Origin of the sequence: Burkholderia humptydooensis (genome assembly GCF_001513745.1) — a bacterium.
Taxonomy (GTDB): Bacteria; Pseudomonadota; Gammaproteobacteria; order Burkholderiales; family Burkholderiaceae; genus Burkholderia; species Burkholderia humptydooensis.
Map to the genome: position 1 here is coordinate 811,894 of NZ_CP013382.1, position 16,740 is coordinate 828,633.

The following is a 16,740-nucleotide window of genomic DNA, read 5'->3' on the forward strand; positions in this document are numbered from 1 at the left end:
CGCAACCGAACCCAACCCACCATGACGATGGATACCGAGCCGATCGAACTGGAACCCGACACCGCCGAGCCGCCCGGCATCAGCGCCGCGCTGCCGCTGCCCGCATGCAGCGCGTTGGACGCGGCGCTCGCGCGCCTCGTCGCCGACGCGCGGCTCGCCGCGTGGCTCGCGCGCTTCCCGACGGTGTCCGGCTGGCGCGCGGCGACCGGCGAACGGCCGCGCTTCGAGCGCCCCGGCGTGCTCGACCTGCGGCGCGACGGCGCGACCGCGCGCGTCGCGATCGACCTCGCGGCGTTTCCGGCGCTCGACGTCGTCGCAGCGCCTGCGTTCGATGCGCGCGGCGACGCGAGCGTGTCGCTGCGCACGGCGCTCGCGTCGGCGCTGCTCGCGCCGCTCGTCGCCGCGTTCGCGGCGGCGGGGCTCGACGGCGTGACGATCGGCGCGCTGCGCGCCGCGCATCCGGCTGCGCTCGGCGCTGCGCGCTGCGTGCTGTCGTTCGCGCTCGACGGCGCGCCGCTGCGCTGCGCGCTGCTCGACGCGCAGACGCCGTGGCTCGACGCGCTCGCGGCGCGGCTGCGAAGCGAGCGGCCGCGTGATGCGGCGGGCCTGCTCGCGCGCGTGCGCCTGCCGGGGCGCGTGCGGCTCGGCTCGCGCAGGCTGCCGCTCGCGGTGCTGCGCAGCCTGCGGCCGGGCGACGTGCTGCTGGGCCTGGCGCCCGCCGCGCTCGGCGTCGCGCGCGCGGGCCCGCTGCATGCATGGTGGGGCGCGCGTCGCGCGACGCAATGGCACGCAACCGTTCTGATCGAGGGAAACACGATGACGATGACCGACATGCCCGACACCGCCGACGATCTCGACGAGCCAATCGTCGCGGGCGATTCGCCGGGCGATTTGCGAGGCGATTCGCGGGCGGATTTGCAGGCCGATTCGCAGGCTCATTCGCGCTCCGATTTGTGGACGGATTCGCCGACCGATTCACCAAGCAATTCGCCCGCCCGCGACGCGCCGTCCGCCGTGCCCGAGCCGGCGGACCTCGGCGACGTCGATCTGCCCGTGCACGTCGAGATCGACACGCTGTCGCTGTCGATCGCCGAGCTGGCCGCGCTGCGGCCGGGCTACGTGCTCGAGCTGCCGCTCGCCGCGCGCGATGCGCCGGTGCGGCTCGTCGCGTACGGCCAGGCGATCGGCGGCGGCCGGCTCGTCGCGGTGGGCGCGCATCTCGGCGTGCGGATCGACCGGATGGCGGGCGACGATGGTTCAGTTTAACGACATCACCGGCCTTTTGATCGCCGTGCTCGTGATGAGCATGGTGCCGTTCATCGCGATGGTGGTCACGTCGTACGCGAAGATCGTCGTCGTGCTCGGCCTGCTGCGCAACGCGCTCGGCGTGCAGCAGGTGCCGCCGAACATGGTGCTCAACGGCATCGCGATCCTCGTGTCGCTGTACATCATGGCGCCCATCGGCTTCGCCGCGCAGCAGCAGCTTCAGGGGCAGGCGCTGTCGCCGCAGCCGACGCAGGCGATGCTGCAGGCGTTCGGCGCGGCGAAGGAGCCGTTCCGCCGGTTCCTCGCCGCGCACTCGCGCGAGCGCGAGAAGCGCTTCTTCCTGCGCTCGGCGTCGGTGATCTGGCCGAAGGCCGCGGCCGCGCAGTTGCGCGACGACGACCTGATCGTCCTCGCGCCCGCGTTCACGCTCGCGCAGATGACGGACGCGTTCCGCATCGGCTTCCTCCTCTACATCGCGTTCATCATCGTCGATCTCGTGATCGCGAACGTGCTGATGTCGATGGGGATGAACCAGGTGCAGCCGACCAACGTCGCGATCCCGTTCAAGCTGATGCTGTTCGTCGTGATGGACGGATGGTCGACGCTCGTGCACGGCCTCGTGCTGACCTATTCCTGAATCCCGATTCCGAGGAGGCTCGCCCGATGGAAATCGACGACCTGATCCGGCTCACGTCGCAAGGCATGATGCTCTGTCTTTACATCTCGCTGCCCATCGTGCTCGTCGCGGCCGCGTCCGGCCTGGCGATCTCGTTTTTGCAGGCGATCACGTCGCTGCAGGAGCAGAGCATCTCTTACGGCGTGAAGCTCATCGCGGTGACGGTGACCGTCGCGATCGCCGGGCCGTGGGCGGCTGCCGAGATCCTGCATTTCGCGCAGCAACTGCTGACCGAGGCGGTGCCGTCATGAGCCGCATCACGCGCGCGACCGCGCACACCCTCCACGCGGCGAGGCATGAACCGCGGCGGCGCCGGCCGGTGCGCGCGCGCGCCGCGACGACCTACGGCAAGTACGGCACGCGCTTCGCGTATTCGAACGGCTATCAGGCGAGCATGATGGCCGCGCGCAACCAGATGCTCGCGAAGCTCAAGGCGCGCACGAAGGCGGCCGTGGCGGGATCGCGCCGCCGCCGACGCGCGGACAGCCCGGGAGACGCATTCGACGCCGGCGACGAAGCGCCGGCGCCGCACGCGCAGGTCGCGCCGCACGACGAGCACGAGCGCGGCGGGCATGCGGGCGGGCGCGGCGGCGGCAGGCAGCAGCGCGATCAGGACGAGCGCGACGGCGAGCCGGCGACCGTGTCCGCGCTGCCGTGCGTGCGCGCGCGGCCGGCATCCGCGCCGTTCCCCGCGCAACACGCGCTGCGCGACATCGCGCGCACGCTCGCGGACGGCGCGCAGCGCGAGCAGGCGCTGCGGCATCTGTGGGCCGACACGCTGCTCCAGCTCGGCCGGCGCGTCGATGCGCAGCCCGACGCGCACATCACGGCCGCGCTGCTGAATCACCACGCGGACCTGCTCGCCGCCCGCTTGCGCACGGGGCCGTGGACGCCGAGCGGCTGGAGCGGCGTGAAGCAACTGCTGCTCGACGCGATGCGCAGCGAGGGCGGCGCGCCGCGCGACGCGTCGGTCGCGCGCGGCGAGCGTGCGCGCACGCACTACCTGCTGCTGCCGCTCCTCGTGTTCAACGCGGAGCGGCCGTCGACGAACGTGCAGCTCGCCCGCGCGATCGCGAGCGTCGAGACGCTGCGCGGCGGCATGGCTGCCGCGCGGCGGCCGCGATCGTGAGCGCGGGCGTCGCGATGAGCGCGGCGCTTCGCAAACGCGGCGGCGAATTCGCGCGGCGAACGCACCGCGTTGCCGCATCGAACTATTCTGGCTGCATGGATGAACGATGCGGCGCGATCGAAACGGCGCACCGTTCTCGATCGATGCGAATGAACCACACGACGCAAGGATGAGGAGCGACCGATGAAGCTGCTGCGGATCCTGACCGGCCTGCACGCCGGCGCGGAAATCGCGCTCGACGCGGGGGAGCACCGGATCGGCGCGGGCGACGACGCGGAGGTTCGCATCACCGACTGGCGCGACGGCGACCTGCTGCTGTCGATCGACGCGCAGGGCGCGACGCGCGCGCGGCGCGCGGCGAGCGTGCCGCCCGAGACGGCGGCGGACCCGTTCGATGCGGACGGCTCGCCGCTCCTGATGCTCGACTTCGTGCCGGTGCCGTTCGGCGAAACCGCCCTGTGCGTCGGGCCTGCGGACGGCGCATGGCCGAGCGATCTCGAACTGCTTGCGACGCTATGGGCGCCGCCGCCCGGCGCCGATGCGGCGCGGCGCGGCGCGCAGCGCAAGCTCGCCGCGTGCGCGGCGGCGGGCGGCGCGCTCGTCGCCGGGCTGCTCGCGATGGGCGCGATGCTCGCGAGCGCGCATCCGGGCGCGCCGCCGGCGGTCGAGACCATCGGCGCGCTCGCGAACCGCGTGGGCGGGGAGCTGAAGCGCGCGGGCTACGCGGAGCTGCACGCGGCGCCGCGCGGCGCGATGGTGGCCGTCACAGGAATGGTCGCGACGCCCGCCGACGACCTCGCTGCGCGCAAGCTGCTCGAGCGCCTCGCGGCGCACCGCGTCGAGCGCCAGTACGACGTCGCGCAGGACGATGCGCAAAGCATCGGCGAGTCGCTCGGCACGTCGGGCACATCGGGCGCGACGGTCGCGTATGCGGGGCAGGGGCGCTTTCGGGTGTCGGGCGTCGTGCCGGATCTCGCGCAGTTGCGCGCGGCGGTCGAGCGGGTGCGCGCGGACGTCGGGCCGAACGTGCGCGCGATCGAAGTCGACGCGCGCCAGTCCGGCGACGCGCCCGTGCCCGTCGCTTACTCGGGCATGCTCGAGATCGGCGACGTGCGCTACATCGAGACGCCGGACGGCGTGAAGCACGTGTTTGCGGGCGCGCCGGCCGACGGCGCGCCGGAGCTCAACTGACGGGACTCAACTGACGGGAGAAGCGGCATGTACGAAGCATTGGAACGGGCGGGGGAGGAATTCGGATCGCTCGAGCGGGCGCTCGCGGCGCCCGACGCGGCCGCGCGGATCGGCGCGATTCGCCACGCGCTCGGCGAGACGGCCGAGCGCGTGAGCGCGGCCACCACGCACGCGGCGAGCGATTACGAGCGCGACGCGATGCAGAAGATCTATCGCGGGCTGCTCGCCGCGCAGCGAATCGTCGCGACGCTGCACGAGTCGAACGCGACGGCCGCCTGACGGCCACGGTTTCGCCGCGCAGCGTGCGGCGGCTAACGGAGCGGCGCGAGCCGTTCCGGACGATGCCGCACGCTGCGCGGCAAAAAAGCGGCGGGCCGCGCGATGGGCAACAAGCGGCGGTTGCGCCGGATCTTTGTCGATGCGTGTACGCACGCACTATCTAAGGAGTGTTGACTATGAGCATGATTAATACGGCATTGCAGGCTGGCGGAGCTGTGTTGAATTCAGGCGCCAGCGCCGATGCGGGCATCGCGGCGATGAAACAGATGGCTCAGGATCAAATGAAGATGACGATCGCACAGTCGGAAATGGAAGTGCAAAAGGCTGCCGTCGGCCTGATGCAAAAAGGCGCGGAGAAGATCCAGTAAGTTGGCCGCTGCTCGCCGGGTGTCGGACAGCCGGCGCTTCGTGCGCCGGCTGTTTTTTTGCCGCGTGCCGGATTCCGGAACGGAATAGCCATGAGCCAGGAACGCTACGAGAAAGTCATCGCCGAGGTGTGCGCGATCGTCGATTTGCCGGATGTCGACCATGTGCTCGACACGCGCTCGATCGAGGTCGAAGGCTTCGACGTGCGGCTCGAACACTTCGAAGACGATCCGGATTCGATGTACGTGAACTTCCATTATGGAATCGTCAGCGCGGGCCGCACGCTCGCGGTGTACCGGCTGCTGCTCGAGGCGAACCTGTTGATCTACGCGCAGGACCAGGCGCAGCTCGGGATCGACGCGGACACGGGCAGCATCGTGCTGCTGATGCGTTTGCCGCTCACGCCCGACGTGACCGGCGAGACGCTCGCCGACCTGTTCGCGCATTACGCGGAACACGGGCGCTACTGGCGGCAGAACATCATCGAATCGGGCGACGAGATGTTCAACGGGATCGCGTCCGGCGAGTATTTCTGGCTGCGGGTGTAGCACGCGCCATTTATCAACAAGTTCTTCGAGGTTACTCAAAATGGGAAATTGCATCAGTAACGACGGTACTCATTCAGGTCGCGTAAGCGGCGATTACCAGGAGTCTCATGAGCTGACAAGGCCAACCCGGTCCGATGCTCGTCGCCCGTCGCGACGCACGACGGCCGGCCCGGTTGCCGGTCTCGATGCGCGTTCGCGCGCAGCGCTTCCGCCACGACTTCGGGCCGCAGAGGGGGGGCATGGCACGCTGCACGGGTGGATCGAGGCCATCAACCATTCCGCGCGCTCGGCGCGGCCTATAAGCGTCGCAGACATTCAAAGCCGAGACGTTCCGATCCCTCCGACGGTGTACCGCGCTGCGAGGGACGACGCAGACGATATCGCGGAAAACGGCGTTCCCAGCGGCCGGTCTCCTCACCAGACCGACGACCAATATCTCGCGGACATCATTCGCCATACCGCAAGCACAGGCGGCAGCGGGGGGCGGGTGCCATCGTTCAGTGCGAATCAGGCGACGTCATTGCGCTTCCTTAGACCGGGTATCGGAATGTCGTTTGTCACAGTCGACACGACCCGCGATCCGCGGGGCTTTCGCACGGCGGCCAACATCCTTCTGCATGATGCCGAGCGCCTGGTGCAGCAAGGGCTTGTTAGCCCGGGCACGGTCGCACGAGCGATCGAGAAACTTGTCGACGAGAACGAGAGCGAGGTTTTTTATGTACGTGGAAACGTACCGCACTCGATGATTCAGAGCGCCTTGGCGCGATGAGCCGCGGCTGGACCGCAATCGTAACGGAACGTCACAAACTGCTGCGCGGATCCGGCTCGAACGAGACGATGACGGCACGCATCCACGCCCGGCGCGTCGCGAAAGACGCGGCGCCCGGCGCGCGGATCGGGCTTGAACACTTCGTATTCGACACCGTTTGCCGAGAGGACCCGCCATGTTTTCGACACTCTATTTCGCTACCGCCGCCGCGCTCGCCAACCCGTCGTCGCATGACGCTTACGTTGCCCGCGTGCTCGACGGCCGCTTCTCCGAAGCATCCGCGCTCGTCGCCGCGCGCTGCGACGGCGAGCCGGGCGGCATCGCCGCCGACGTGCGCGACATCCACGCGTATGCCGACATCCAGCTCGTGCTCGGCCGCTTCGAGGAGGCCGAGGAAACGTTCCGCCGCGCGCAGAAGCTGCTGCGCGAATCGCGCGACCAGACGCGCGTGATGACCTGCCGCAACGCGAGCTGGCAGGCATTCTTCCAGAATCGCTTCGGCGTCGCGCAGGCGGGCTTCCAGCGCATCGCCGACGATCGGACGGCGAGCGGCGAGCAGAAGCTCGAAAGCCTGATCGGCGCGTGCGTCGTCATGCACCACCTGGGCCGCGCGGAAGACGCGATGGCGGCGCTCGATGCGCTCGACGCGGCCGCGCGCGACGCCGTCGATTCGCGTTGGCTGCAACTCGCGCGCGCGCTGCGCACGGATCTGCTGCTGCAATACCAGATCGGCCGGACCGACGCGCTCGGCGATCACGTGTACTGGCGCTCGGCGCTCGCCGATCTGCCGCCCGCGGCGTTCGTCGATGCGGGCGCGGGCGCGGACGAGGCGGCGGCCGGCGGCCCGGCGGTGCCGCTGTTGCGGATGCGCGTCGGCTACATGCGGGAGGTGAGCGCGCTCGCGCTCGGCGATCATTCGGCGCTCGCGCGGATCGATGCGCACGTCGGCTGGTGCGCGCAGCGCGGCATCGCCGACTATCAGCGCAGCGTGCGGCTCGAGGCGGCGCTCGCCGCGCTCGCCGGCCACGCGCCGAACGTCGCCGATGCGATGATCGCGCCGTATCGCGACGCCGCGGCCCGCTGCGGCACGCACGTGCGCTGGACGCTCGACTATCTGTATTGCGCGGCGAAGGTCCGCGAACAGCAGGGGCGGATTCGCGAATCGTCGGCGCTGTATGCGCGCTATGCGCTCGCGTCGGTGCGGCACGTGCGTTCCGACGGCGCGGCGCTGGCGCCCGCGCTCGCGATCGCGCGCTGCGGCACGCATGCGGCCGCGCCGAGCGACGACGTCAGCGCGCGGCTGCCCGGCAAGTACCGGCGCGCGTATCGCTATCTGATGGAGCGGCTCGATCAGCGCGACCTGTCGGTGCGCGAGATCGCCGCGCACATCGACGTGACCGAGCGCGCGCTGCAGGCGGCGTTCAAGACCTATCTCGGGCTGTCGCCGAGCGAGTTGATCCGTCGGCAGCGGATGGAGCGGATTCGCGGCGAACTGCTGTCCGACTCGCCGCGGACCGCGAGCGTGCTCGAGATCGCGAGCCGCTGGGGCATCCAGCACCGGTCGACGCTCGTCAACGGTTATCGGCGAATGTTCGACGAGGCGCCTTCGCAGACGTTCGACCGGTGACGTCGCGGCGGCGGCGCGCATCGAGGCATGCGCTGCCGCTCGGCGGCGTGAACGGACGGCGGGCCCGAACGGGTGTGCTTGAACGGGAGCGCTTGAACGACGCGTGAACCCGTACCCGCCCCGTCCTCACCCCATCCCGCTCGCATGCACGCGCCGCGCCCACTGATACCGATCGAGCCGCAGCAGTTGCGAGATGCGCGCGGCGACATCGTCGTCATGCGCGCCTGCGTCGTTCGCGCGCTCGTTCACGTCGAGAAACCGGCCGACGAGCGCCGTCGACGCGCGATCGCCCGACAGCAGCACGGTCTGCGCATAGCGCCGCCAGTCGTCGTCCTGCAGCGCGTACAGGCACCAGCTCTGCAGCGCCGCGCACAGCGGCGTGCCGCGCTCCTGTTCCTCGAGCGTGCGCAGGATGTGCAGCGCGCCGATCCAGTCGCGCCGGCTGATCCGCAGCCGCACGTCGCACAGGTCGACCGCGGCGTTGCGCGGCTGCAAGATGCGCAGCGCGAGCAGCAGTTCGTCGAGGTCCGCGTGCGCGCTCGCGCGCAGCCCGGCCGAAAAGACCGAGAGCAGCGCGCGCAGGGCGGCCTTGTTGCACGGTTTGATCGCCATGTCGGTGCGATGCGTCGAGAAAAGATGATTCGCCGACGATGATCGCCGTCGCGCGCGCGCACGCGGCCGTCGTGCGCGAAGCGGCATCGCGCGCGACGAAGCGCCGCGTGCCGCGCAGCGGCGGCGCGCACCCCGCCGCCGGTCGTTTCGGGCGCCGCGACGCCGCTTCGCGCGCTTTGCGGCGCGCACGGACGCGCTGCCTAAGCTTGTCGTCGAACCGCGGGCGCACCAGGGCCGTGCGCGTTCTTTTTCCTTTCCCTCAGTCGATGCACATTCATAGCGAGACGATCATGAGCGTTAACGGCATTTCGAACCAGACTCTCAATCCGACGCAGTACTCACCCTCGTCGACGTCGTCGAGCAGCCGCGATCAGAAGATCGAGGAACTGCTCCACGAAATCGAAGACCTGCTGATGCAGGGCGATTCGGGCGACGGCGACGATTCGACCGTCGGCAGCGATTCGGACAACAACCCGCCGGCCGGCAACCGCGGCGCGACGAACAACGCGGCCGCGCCGGCGGGCAACCAGCCGGGCCAGGGCCTGCACGACGTGAAGCTGAACACGAAGGCGGGCGGCGAGGCGCTGCATCTGCAGGAAGACTCGCAGGGCAACCTGTACAACGGCAGCGGCAATTCGGTCGGCGTCGTCGACAAGAACGGCAACGTCACGCTGAATTCGGGCGCGACGAAGGAGCTCCAGCGCCTCGAGACGGGCGGCAGCCACGATCTGTCCAACTTCGCGAACGTCGGCAAGCGCGGCGCGGGCGGCAACATCGAGTTCACAGCCGACGAAGTGACGGTGAGCGCGGGCGACCTGAACCAGAAGAACGACTTCTGACCGCGCGGGCGGCGCGGCGGCACTGGACAAGCGCTTTCGAATCGGTCCACACTGCGCGCTTGCGCCGCCGCGTCGCGGCCCGTCCAATCATTCGCGGATTCCGACGTCCGCCGGAGTCGATCTTGAGCGTGTCGCAACGGGCCGATGCCCGAATTTTCGAGGTGATGCAGGCCCGGCTGCCGTGGGGCACGCTCGCGCTCGACCACGACGGCGCGATCGTCGCCGCCACCGCGCGCGCGCACGCGCTCCTCGGCCGCCCGCTGCCCGCCGGGCTGCCGCTCGCCGCCGTGCTCGGCGACGCGGCGCCCGCGGATTGCGCCGCGCTCTTCGACGCGCTCGAACAAGGCTTCGAATTCGAAACCGACGAAGCGATCCTGTGGCTCACGCTGCAGCCGGTCGAGCACGATCCGGCGATCGCGGCGACGGTCTCGGTCGCCGACGTCACGCCGCTGCGCCGCGCGCTCGACGAGCGCGTCGCGTCGCTGCGCTTTCTTGCGCACGATCTGCGTTCGCCGCAGAATTCGATTCTCGCGCTGACCCAACTGCACGACGCCGATCCCGATGGGTTCGCCGCGTGCGGCGGGCTCGAGCGGATCGGGCAGCTCGCGCGGCACGCGCTGCTGCTCGGCCAGGACTACCTCGTCGCGTCGGCCGCGGACGATCTGCGGCAGCGCCATTTCGTGCGCTTCGACCTGCGCGCGATGCTGCGCGAGCTCGTGCCGAAACTCGAAGTGAGCGCCGTCTATCGCGGCGTCGCGTTGCAGCTCTGGCTCGACGACGCCGCGCCGCTATGGCTGCGCGGCGCGCGCGTGTTCGTCGCGCGCGCGTTGCAGAACCTGATCGACAACGCGGTGCAGGCGTCGCGGCAGGGCGCGCGCGTCGAGATCCGGCTGCACGTGCGCGATGCGCACGCGGAGGTGACGATCCGCGATTGGGCGGGCGGCTTGCCGGGCCTCGCGGCGGATGGGCGGATGACCGATTTCGCGCCGCTCGCCAAGCGTGGATCGAGCGGCTCGATGGGCTTCGGCCTCGGGCTGCAGCTCGCCGCGCAAGTGGTGGCCGCGCATGCGGGCGCGCTGTACGCCGAATCGAATCGGGGCGTCGGCACGACGTTCGTGATGCGTGTGCCGGTGCTCGCGCCGGCGGCCGGCGCCGCGCCGCGGGCCGTGCCGGACGGCGTCGCGCGCTGGCGCGCGAGCGTCGCGCCGGATGGCTGAGCCCGTTTTTTTTCGCTTGACGTTCCTTATTCTTGCGATGTCCGAACCGAACATGCAGCGCACCGTGCAGCAGCCCAAGCAGATCGTCGTCGTCGAGGACGATCCGGTGCAGCGCACGCTGCTCGTCACCTGGCTCAAGGCCGAGGGCTACCGCGTCGCGGCGTTCGACGACGGGCTCGACGCGCGCCGCTTTCTCGGCGAGAGCTGGGCCGATCTGCTGCTGCTCGACTGGGACCTGCCCGGCATGACGGGCGAGCGGCTGCTCGCATGGGTGCGCGGCCGCGCGCGCTCGATTGTCCCGGTGATCTTCCAGACCGTGCATTCGGACGAAGAGGACATCGTGAAGATCCTGGACGCCGGCGCGGACGATTTCCTCATCAAGCCGCTCGAAAAGCAGACGCTGCTCGCGCGCGTGCGCGCGCTGCTGAGGCGCTTCGCGGCGCTCTCCGCCGATAGCGCTCGCATGCGGCTCGGCGGCTACCTGCTGTCGCGCGCGACGCTGACCGTGTCCGGCGGCGGCGCGTCGCACGCGTTCAGCGCGAAGGAATTCGACATTCTCTGGCATCTGGCCGAGCATCCGGGCGCCGTCGTGCAGCGGCAGGATCTGCTGCGGCTCGTCTGGGGCGCGGACGCGTCCGCGCAGACCCGCACGGTCGACATGTACGTGAGCCGCCTGCGCAGCCGGCTGAAGGCGGCGGGCATCGGCTGGACCGTGCATGCGGCTTACGCGACCGGCTATCGCCTGAATCTGGGCGCGGACGCGGAAACGGCGGATCATCCATCGTGACGCCGCGCGCGGCCGCGTCGGCTGCCGCTGTGGCGCTCGCGCTCGCGAGCCATGCGCAGGCGCTGCACGCGGTGCCGCTCGCGTGGCCGCTCGCGCGCTTCGACTATCGCGTCGGGCCGGTGAGCGCCGCCGTCGCGTTGAGCGAGCTGAGCCGCCGGTCCGGCGTCGCAATCGACGTCGACGCGCACGCGCCATGCCGGCTCGACGTGCGCGATGCGTTGCCGCCGCAGCGCTTCGTCGACTGGGTCGCGCGCACGTGCGGGCTCGCGTCGTATTACGACGGCGCGGTGTTGCAGCTCGTCGCACCCGATGCGTTCGAGCGCGCGGCGGTGCGGCTCAATTACGCGACGCCCGCCGAGCTGCGCGCGACGCTCGCGCGGCAGCGGATCGTCGACAGGCGCTTTCGGCCCGGCTACGACGACGCGGCGCGGATCGTGCGCGTGGCCGGCCCGCCGCGCTATGTCGCGCTCGTGCTCGCAGCCGCGCGCGCGCTCGACGAGGCGGCGCAGGCGCGCGTGCGCACCGAGACGCGCGCGTTCCCGCTGCGTGCGCGCACGGCGGCCGACCGCGTCGCGCGCGGCGATGGGGATGGGGGGAGCGATGCGCCGCTGCCTGGGCTCGCGACGCGGTTGCGCCGCCGGCTCGAGCAGGACGGCGCCGCGCGGCGCGCAGTGCCGGGCGTGCGCGAATTCACCGCATCGCTGCCGATCGTCGACGCGGACGCACGCTCGAACACCGTGCTGATCCGCGACGCGCCCGCGCGGCTTGCGCGCGACGCGCGGCTCGTCGCGCAGCTCGATACGCTGCCCGCGTCGATCCGGATCGACGCGTTCGGCGTGACGCTCGCGCCCGCGCAGCTCGACGCGCTCGGGCTGCGGTGGCGCGACGACGCGCAGGCTTCGGGGGCGCCGCGCGCGGCGGGCGATGCGCCCGTATTGCCTGTATTGCCCGAATCCACCAGCGCATCCGCGCCGCGCGTCGCGATCGCGTCCGCGCCGGACGGCTGCGCGGCGACGCGCGCGCGCATCGCCGCGCTCGCCGCGCACGGCGACGCGTCGATCGACGCCGACGGCTCGACGCTGACGCTTCCCGACGGCAGCGCGGACTTCGGCCGGCTGCGGCTGGCGTTCGTCACGTCGGGCGACGGCGACGCGCGGTCGCTCGATGCACAGCGCAACGGTTTCGCGATGCGGGTCACGCCGCGCGAGACCGCGCAGCCGGACCGCTATGCGCTCGACATGCGGATCGTCGAGCGCTGGGCCGACGGCGCCGGCCGCGCGGCCGGCGCGTCGTCGCGTGAAACCGTGTCCGGCGTGACGCTCGCGGCGGGGGAATGCGCGGCAATCGCGCTGCCGCTTGCCGCGGGGCGCGGCGAGCAGCGGCTCGTGCTGGTGACGCCGCGCGCGATGCCGGCCGATCCGGCGCGCGTGCCGCCGCCGGCATCGCCGAGCGCGCCGGCCGCGGCACGCCCGCGCACGGCGTCACGCACGCATCCGCCGGTGCCGCCGCTTTCGCCGCCGCTCGACGGCCTCGGCCTCAGGACGCAGACACGCCTGCTCGGCAATTGATGCGAATCCCGCCCATTATTAAACGGCCATCGCGCACGATTCAGGTGCGCGATGGCAATCGTCTTTTGAAATTAATGTGGCCAGTCGATTAACACGGCGATTCGGCTTGTTTATATGATTTTTTTTCGACTTTAGACCGGCGTATAAAAATGCCAGATCGGCTCCGCACACGGCTAGCGATTGACAATGGACTGCATCATTTCATGCAGTTCGAGCCGATTGTAAGTTGCCCGTAACGCGTCTTTCGTCGTGATCCGGTTGCGGGCCGCGAGCGCGGCGAGATCGTCGTTCAGCGAGCGCGACATGTTGTCCTCCCGGCGCCGCAGGAACTCGTTGACGAGGTGCAGCTTCGTCGGATCGGCGATCAGCTTCGCGACCTGGTTGTTGTTGTTGAACAGCAGCTCGCTCGCGAGCACGAGGCTCTCGCCGTCCGCGCTCGGCACGAGGCTCTGGCAGACGATGCCGATCAGCGATTCGGCGAGCGCGACCGCGTGCCGGTCGCGCTCGCCGGCCGGAAAGAACGACAGCAGCTTGTTGAGCGCGCTGACCGCGCTGCCCGTGTGCATCGTCGCGAGCACGAGGTGGCCGGATTCGCCCGCCTGCAGCAGCGTGTCGGCCGTCTGCGCGTCGCGCACCTCGCCCACCATCACGACGTCCGGCTTCTGCCGCAGCGCCTCGCGCAGCCCGTGCGGGAAATTCGGCGTGTCGGTCGGCACTTCGCGTTGCGAAATGATCGACTGGCGGCGCTCCAGATAGTATTCGATCGGCTCCTCGATCGTGACGATATGCGTGTTGCGCGTCGCGTTGACGTGCTCGAGCAGCGACGCGATCGTCGTCGTCTTGCCCGAGCCCGTCGGGCCCGTGACGAGGATGATGCCCTTCGTGTTGTCGAGCATCGAGCGCACGTACACGGGCAGGCCGAGTTCCTCGAGCGGCAGCGGCTTGAGCGGCAGCCGGCGCATCGAGATCACGATCTTGCGGCCGCCGCCCGCGCGATACACGTGGCAGCGCAGCCGGCAGCGCGTGAGGACGAACGGGCGGTCGAGCGTGCCCTGACGCAGCGCGCTCTCCCAGTGCTCGTCGATCGCGTCGAGCAGCGGGCGCATGTCGTCGAGGAGTACCGGTTCCTCGCTCGTCTCGACCCAGCCGCGCGGCGTCTTGATCGTGACGGAGCGGTCCTGCTCGATGTGGATGTCGGTGAACATCTGCTTCAGATCGATCAGGCCGAGCACTTCGCTCGCGAGATCGCGCATCGGGGCGGCGGCATGCTGGTTCATCTTGGCGATTCGAATGAATGGAATGGGCGGCGCATTGCGGTGGAGCATTGCGCGCGGCGATTGGGAAATTGAATGGTCTATTGAATTTTGCACGTCAACTAGCTTTTGTCAAACTGTTCGGGGTATATTTGCCGCGCAATAATCAATTCAATAATGCGACTGCGTGCGCAGACCTATTATGTAAAGCCGAGGTAATCCAGGGTTCGGAAAGCCATTTCCGGCCGCGAGGGCAGTCCGACGCGTCGGGCGCGGCATCCGGGAACGTCGGGCGGCCAAGCGCGAGGGCCAGCGGCGCAAGGCAGCAGTCGAGTAACGAGGAAAATCATGATGCACGGCGCCACGGTCGCCGCGGCCGCGTTCATCGCGATCGCGCTTCTTGCAACCGATTGCGCGGCGAGCGGCCCGCCCGCCGGCACCGATCCGGCATCGGGCAGCTCGTTCGCCGAGCGTTTCGATCACGCACCGCTGACGGCGCCGCGCGTCGATGTGTTTCGCGCGCCATCGCCGGCCGCGTCGACCGCGCCATCCGCGCCGCAGCCGACTGCGGACATGTCCGTTCAGGACATGCCCACGTGGGACGTGCGCGCCTCCGACGGCACGATTCGCGGCGTTCTGTCCCGATGGGCGAGCACGGCGGGCTGGCAGCTCGTCTGGGATGCGCCCGTCGATTTCAGCGTCGATGCGCAGGCGACGCTGCGCGGCTCGTTCGAGGATGCGCTGCAAGCGCTCGTCGCGAGCCTCGGCCGTACGTCGACGCCGATCCAGGCGATTCTCTATCGAGGCAATCACGTGTTGCGCGTCGTCGCGCAAGGAGCGGGCTGATGCGTGTCCTTTTTGCCGTTTCATTGCTGGCCGCCGCATGGCTCGCCGGCTGCACCGGGCTTCGCGGCGGCATCGAGCGTGACGCGCGGCGCGATTCGAACGAATCCGGCGCGCTCTTCAAGCGCGCCTCCGACGGCGACAACAGCGTGCACGCGCTCGCGCCCGTCGTCGTCGACAACGGGCTGTGGGTGTCGGCGGGCGCCGTCAAGCTGCGCAGCAGCGAGCAGTTGCCGCCGCTGTTCGACGAGCCGGCGTCGTTCGACCGCGCGGTCTCTTCGTTGTCCGAATTCGCCGAGCAGATCACGCGGCTGACCCAGGTGCCGACGCAGGTCGCCGCGAGCGCGCAGCAGGCGGCCGCGCGTGCGCAGCGCGGCGGCGGCGCGGAGGGCGCCGCGCGCGGCGCGCCCGCGTTTCTCGACGCGGCGGGCGGGCGTTCGGTGCCGCCGCTGCCGCCCGGCATGCCGGGCGGCGCGTCGGCGGGCGGCGGCAAGGCGGGCGGCAGCGGCGCGGGTGCGGGTGCGGACACGGACGGCGGCGGCACGTCGTTCGCGCCGGTGCGCGTTCTGTACGCGGGCGGCACGCTGAGCGGTCTGCTCGACGCGGCGTGCGCGCGCTTCGGCGTCTTCTGGAAATACGAGCAGGGCGCGATCCGCTTCTTCTTCACCGATACCCGCACATTCCAGGTCAACGCGATTCCGGGCGATTCGTCGCTGAACGCGTCGGTCGTGAGCGGCGCGACGAGCGACGGCACGTCGGGCGGCTCGGGCGGCTCGGGCGGCGGCCTCAACGGCGCGAGCTCCGGCACGACTGGCCTCACCGCGAACAACACGGCGAACACGGCGGTGAACTCGCAGCTATCGGTGTTCAACGGCCTGCAGAGCGCGATCCAGTCGATGCTCTCGCGCTACGGCAGCTCGGTCGCGTCGCCCGCGACGGGCTCGATCTCGGTGACCGACACGCCCGACGTGCTCGAGCGCGTCGCCGCGTTCATGGCGCAGCAGAACCGCTCGCTGTCGCGGCAGGTGCTGCTCAACGTGACCGTGCTCAGCGTGTCGCTGAAGGCGGGCGACGCATACGGGATCGACTGGAGCCTCGTCTACAAGACGATGTCGGCGGGATTCAACATCACGAATCCGTTCAATCCGGTGTCGCTGACGAATCCGGCCGATCTGTCCGCAACCGTGCTCAGCCCGACGAGCCGCTTCAACGGCACGAAGCTGCTGATTCGCGCGCTGTCGCAGCAGGGCACCGTGCGGCGCAAGACGTCGGCGTCGGTCACGACGCTGAACAACCAGCCGGTGCCCGTGCAGGTCGCGACGCAGACGGGCTACCTCGCGTCGGTGTCGACGACGAACACCGCGAACGTCGGCTCGTCGACGGCGCTCACGCCGGGCACCGTGACGACGGGCTTCAACATGACGCTGCTGCCGCACGTGCTCGACGACGGCACCGTGATGCTGCAGTTCTCGACGAACATCTCGTCGCTGCTCGAGCTGAAGGAAGTGTCGAGCAGCACCGGCGGCAGCGGCGCGGCGCGAATTCAGACGCCCGACGTCGACATGCGCAACTTCCTGCAGCGCGTCGCGATGAAGTCGGGCGAGACGCTCGTCATCAGCGGCTACGAAGGCACGAACGATTCGCTCGACGAGCGCGGCGTCGGCACGCCGAAGATGATCGCGCTCGGCGGCGGCTACGAGGCGCAGCGCGCGCGCGAGGTGATCGTGATCCTGATCACGCCCGTCACGCAGCGCGGCGGCGCGTAACGGA

General features: G+C 70.2%; 18 protein-coding genes. 16 read left to right on the plus strand and 2 right to left on the minus strand.

Annotated features, from left to right (window positions below):
- Positions 1 to 27: 27 nt before the first annotated feature.
- The 10 genes from sctQ to AQ610_RS22715 all read left to right on the plus strand — a co-directional run bounded on the left by sctQ (position 28) and on the right by AQ610_RS22715 (position 7,851).
- Positions 28 to 1,266 carry a type III secretion system cytoplasmic ring protein SctQ gene (gene sctQ, locus AQ610_RS22670; RefSeq protein WP_043283117.1) on the plus strand — a complete coding sequence of 413 codons (1,239 nt, stop codon included), beginning with the start codon at positions 28 to 30 and terminating at the stop codon, positions 1,264 to 1,266.
- Positions 1,253 to 1,903 (plus strand): type III secretion system export apparatus subunit SctR, encoded by a 651-nt coding sequence (gene sctR, locus AQ610_RS22675; protein WP_006028720.1) that lies wholly within the window; start codon positions 1,253 to 1,255, stop codon positions 1,901 to 1,903. The genes sctQ and sctR overlap by 14 nt, the downstream gene beginning before the upstream one ends.
- 26 nt (positions 1,904 to 1,929) lie before the next feature.
- Complete coding sequence (gene sctS / locus AQ610_RS22680) at positions 1,930 to 2,193, plus strand: type III secretion system export apparatus subunit SctS (RefSeq protein WP_006028721.1); 264 nt, start codon at positions 1,930 to 1,932, stop codon at positions 2,191 to 2,193.
- Complete coding sequence (locus AQ610_RS22685) at positions 2,190 to 3,071, plus strand: hypothetical protein (RefSeq protein ID WP_043283099.1); 882 nt, start codon at positions 2,190 to 2,192, stop codon at positions 3,069 to 3,071. The genes sctS and AQ610_RS22685 overlap by 4 nt, the downstream gene beginning before the upstream one ends.
- Positions 3,072 to 3,254: 183 nt before the next feature.
- Positions 3,255 to 4,262 (plus strand): HrpD5 family protein, encoded by a 1,008-nt coding sequence (gene hrpD5, locus AQ610_RS22690; RefSeq protein WP_006028723.1) that lies wholly within the window; start codon positions 3,255 to 3,257, stop codon positions 4,260 to 4,262.
- A gap of 27 nt (positions 4,263 to 4,289) precedes the next feature.
- A complete protein-coding gene (locus AQ610_RS22695) occupies positions 4,290 to 4,541 on the plus strand; it encodes a hypothetical protein (protein ID WP_009915561.1) in 252 nt (83 codons plus the stop codon).
- A gap of 176 nt (positions 4,542 to 4,717) precedes the next feature.
- Positions 4,718 to 4,909, plus strand: coding sequence for a hypothetical protein (locus tag AQ610_RS22700; protein WP_009915560.1), 192 nt, complete (start codon positions 4,718 to 4,720; stop codon positions 4,907 to 4,909).
- Positions 4,910 to 4,999: 90 nt separating this feature from the next.
- Positions 5,000 to 5,455 carry a CesT family type III secretion system chaperone gene (locus AQ610_RS22705; RefSeq protein WP_006028725.1) on the plus strand — a complete coding sequence of 152 codons (456 nt, stop codon included), beginning with the start codon at positions 5,000 to 5,002 and terminating at the stop codon, positions 5,453 to 5,455.
- Between the two features lie 346 nt (positions 5,456 to 5,801).
- A complete protein-coding gene (locus tag AQ610_RS22710) occupies positions 5,802 to 6,224 on the plus strand; it encodes a hypothetical protein (RefSeq protein ID WP_009915558.1) in 423 nt (140 codons plus the stop codon).
- A 175-nt stretch (positions 6,225 to 6,399) separates the two neighbouring features.
- Positions 6,400 to 7,851, plus strand: coding sequence for a helix-turn-helix transcriptional regulator (locus tag AQ610_RS22715; protein WP_009915557.1), 1,452 nt, complete (start codon positions 6,400 to 6,402; stop codon positions 7,849 to 7,851).
- Positions 7,852 to 7,977: 126 nt separating this feature from the next.
- On the opposite strand, the gene AQ610_RS22720 is transcribed toward AQ610_RS22715, so the two are convergent.
- On the minus strand, positions 7,978 to 8,463 hold the full coding sequence (locus tag AQ610_RS22720) for an HrpB1 family type III secretion system apparatus protein (RefSeq protein WP_006028727.1): 486 nt from the start codon (positions 8,461 to 8,463) through the stop codon (positions 7,978 to 7,980).
- Between the two features lie 290 nt (positions 8,464 to 8,753).
- On the opposite strand from AQ610_RS22720, the gene AQ610_RS22725 reads away from it, so the two are divergent.
- The 4 genes from AQ610_RS22725 (at position 8,754) to AQ610_RS22740 (ending at position 12,874) form a co-directional block, all read left to right on the plus strand.
- Positions 8,754 to 9,302, plus strand: a complete 549-nt coding sequence (locus AQ610_RS22725; RefSeq protein WP_009915553.1) for a hypothetical protein — start codon at positions 8,754 to 8,756, stop codon at positions 9,300 to 9,302.
- Between the two features lie 128 nt (positions 9,303 to 9,430).
- Complete coding sequence (locus AQ610_RS22730) at positions 9,431 to 10,519, plus strand: sensor histidine kinase (RefSeq protein ID WP_006028729.1); 1,089 nt, start codon at positions 9,431 to 9,433, stop codon at positions 10,517 to 10,519.
- A 37-nt stretch (positions 10,520 to 10,556) separates the two neighbouring features.
- Entirely contained in the window at positions 10,557 to 11,306 is a 750-nt protein-coding gene (locus AQ610_RS22735) for a response regulator transcription factor (protein ID WP_015602941.1), read from the plus strand.
- Positions 11,303 to 12,874 (plus strand): secretin N-terminal domain-containing protein, encoded by a 1,572-nt coding sequence (locus AQ610_RS22740; RefSeq protein ID WP_006028731.1) that lies wholly within the window; start codon positions 11,303 to 11,305, stop codon positions 12,872 to 12,874. The genes AQ610_RS22735 and AQ610_RS22740 overlap by 4 nt, the downstream gene beginning before the upstream one ends.
- Positions 12,875 to 13,047: 173 nt before the next feature.
- Here the strand turns inward: AQ610_RS22740 and AQ610_RS22745 are convergent, their stop codons facing one another.
- Positions 13,048 to 14,151: a type IV pilus twitching motility protein PilT gene (locus AQ610_RS22745; protein WP_009915542.1), complete on the minus strand. Its 1,104-nt coding sequence runs from the start codon at positions 14,149 to 14,151 to the stop codon at positions 13,048 to 13,050.
- A gap of 324 nt (positions 14,152 to 14,475) precedes the next feature.
- Between AQ610_RS22745 and AQ610_RS22750 the strand changes: the two genes are divergently transcribed.
- Positions 14,476 to 14,973, plus strand: coding sequence for a toxin co-regulated pilus biosynthesis Q family protein (locus AQ610_RS22750; RefSeq protein WP_006028733.1), 498 nt, complete (start codon positions 14,476 to 14,478; stop codon positions 14,971 to 14,973).
- The gene (gene pilN, locus AQ610_RS22755) at positions 14,973 to 16,736 is read left to right on the plus strand and encodes a PilN family type IVB pilus formation outer membrane protein (RefSeq protein ID WP_006028734.1); all 1,764 of its coding nucleotides are present in this window, start codon (positions 14,973 to 14,975) and stop codon (positions 16,734 to 16,736) included. The genes AQ610_RS22750 and pilN overlap by 1 nt, the downstream gene beginning before the upstream one ends.
- Positions 16,737 to 16,740: the final 4 nt, after the last annotated feature.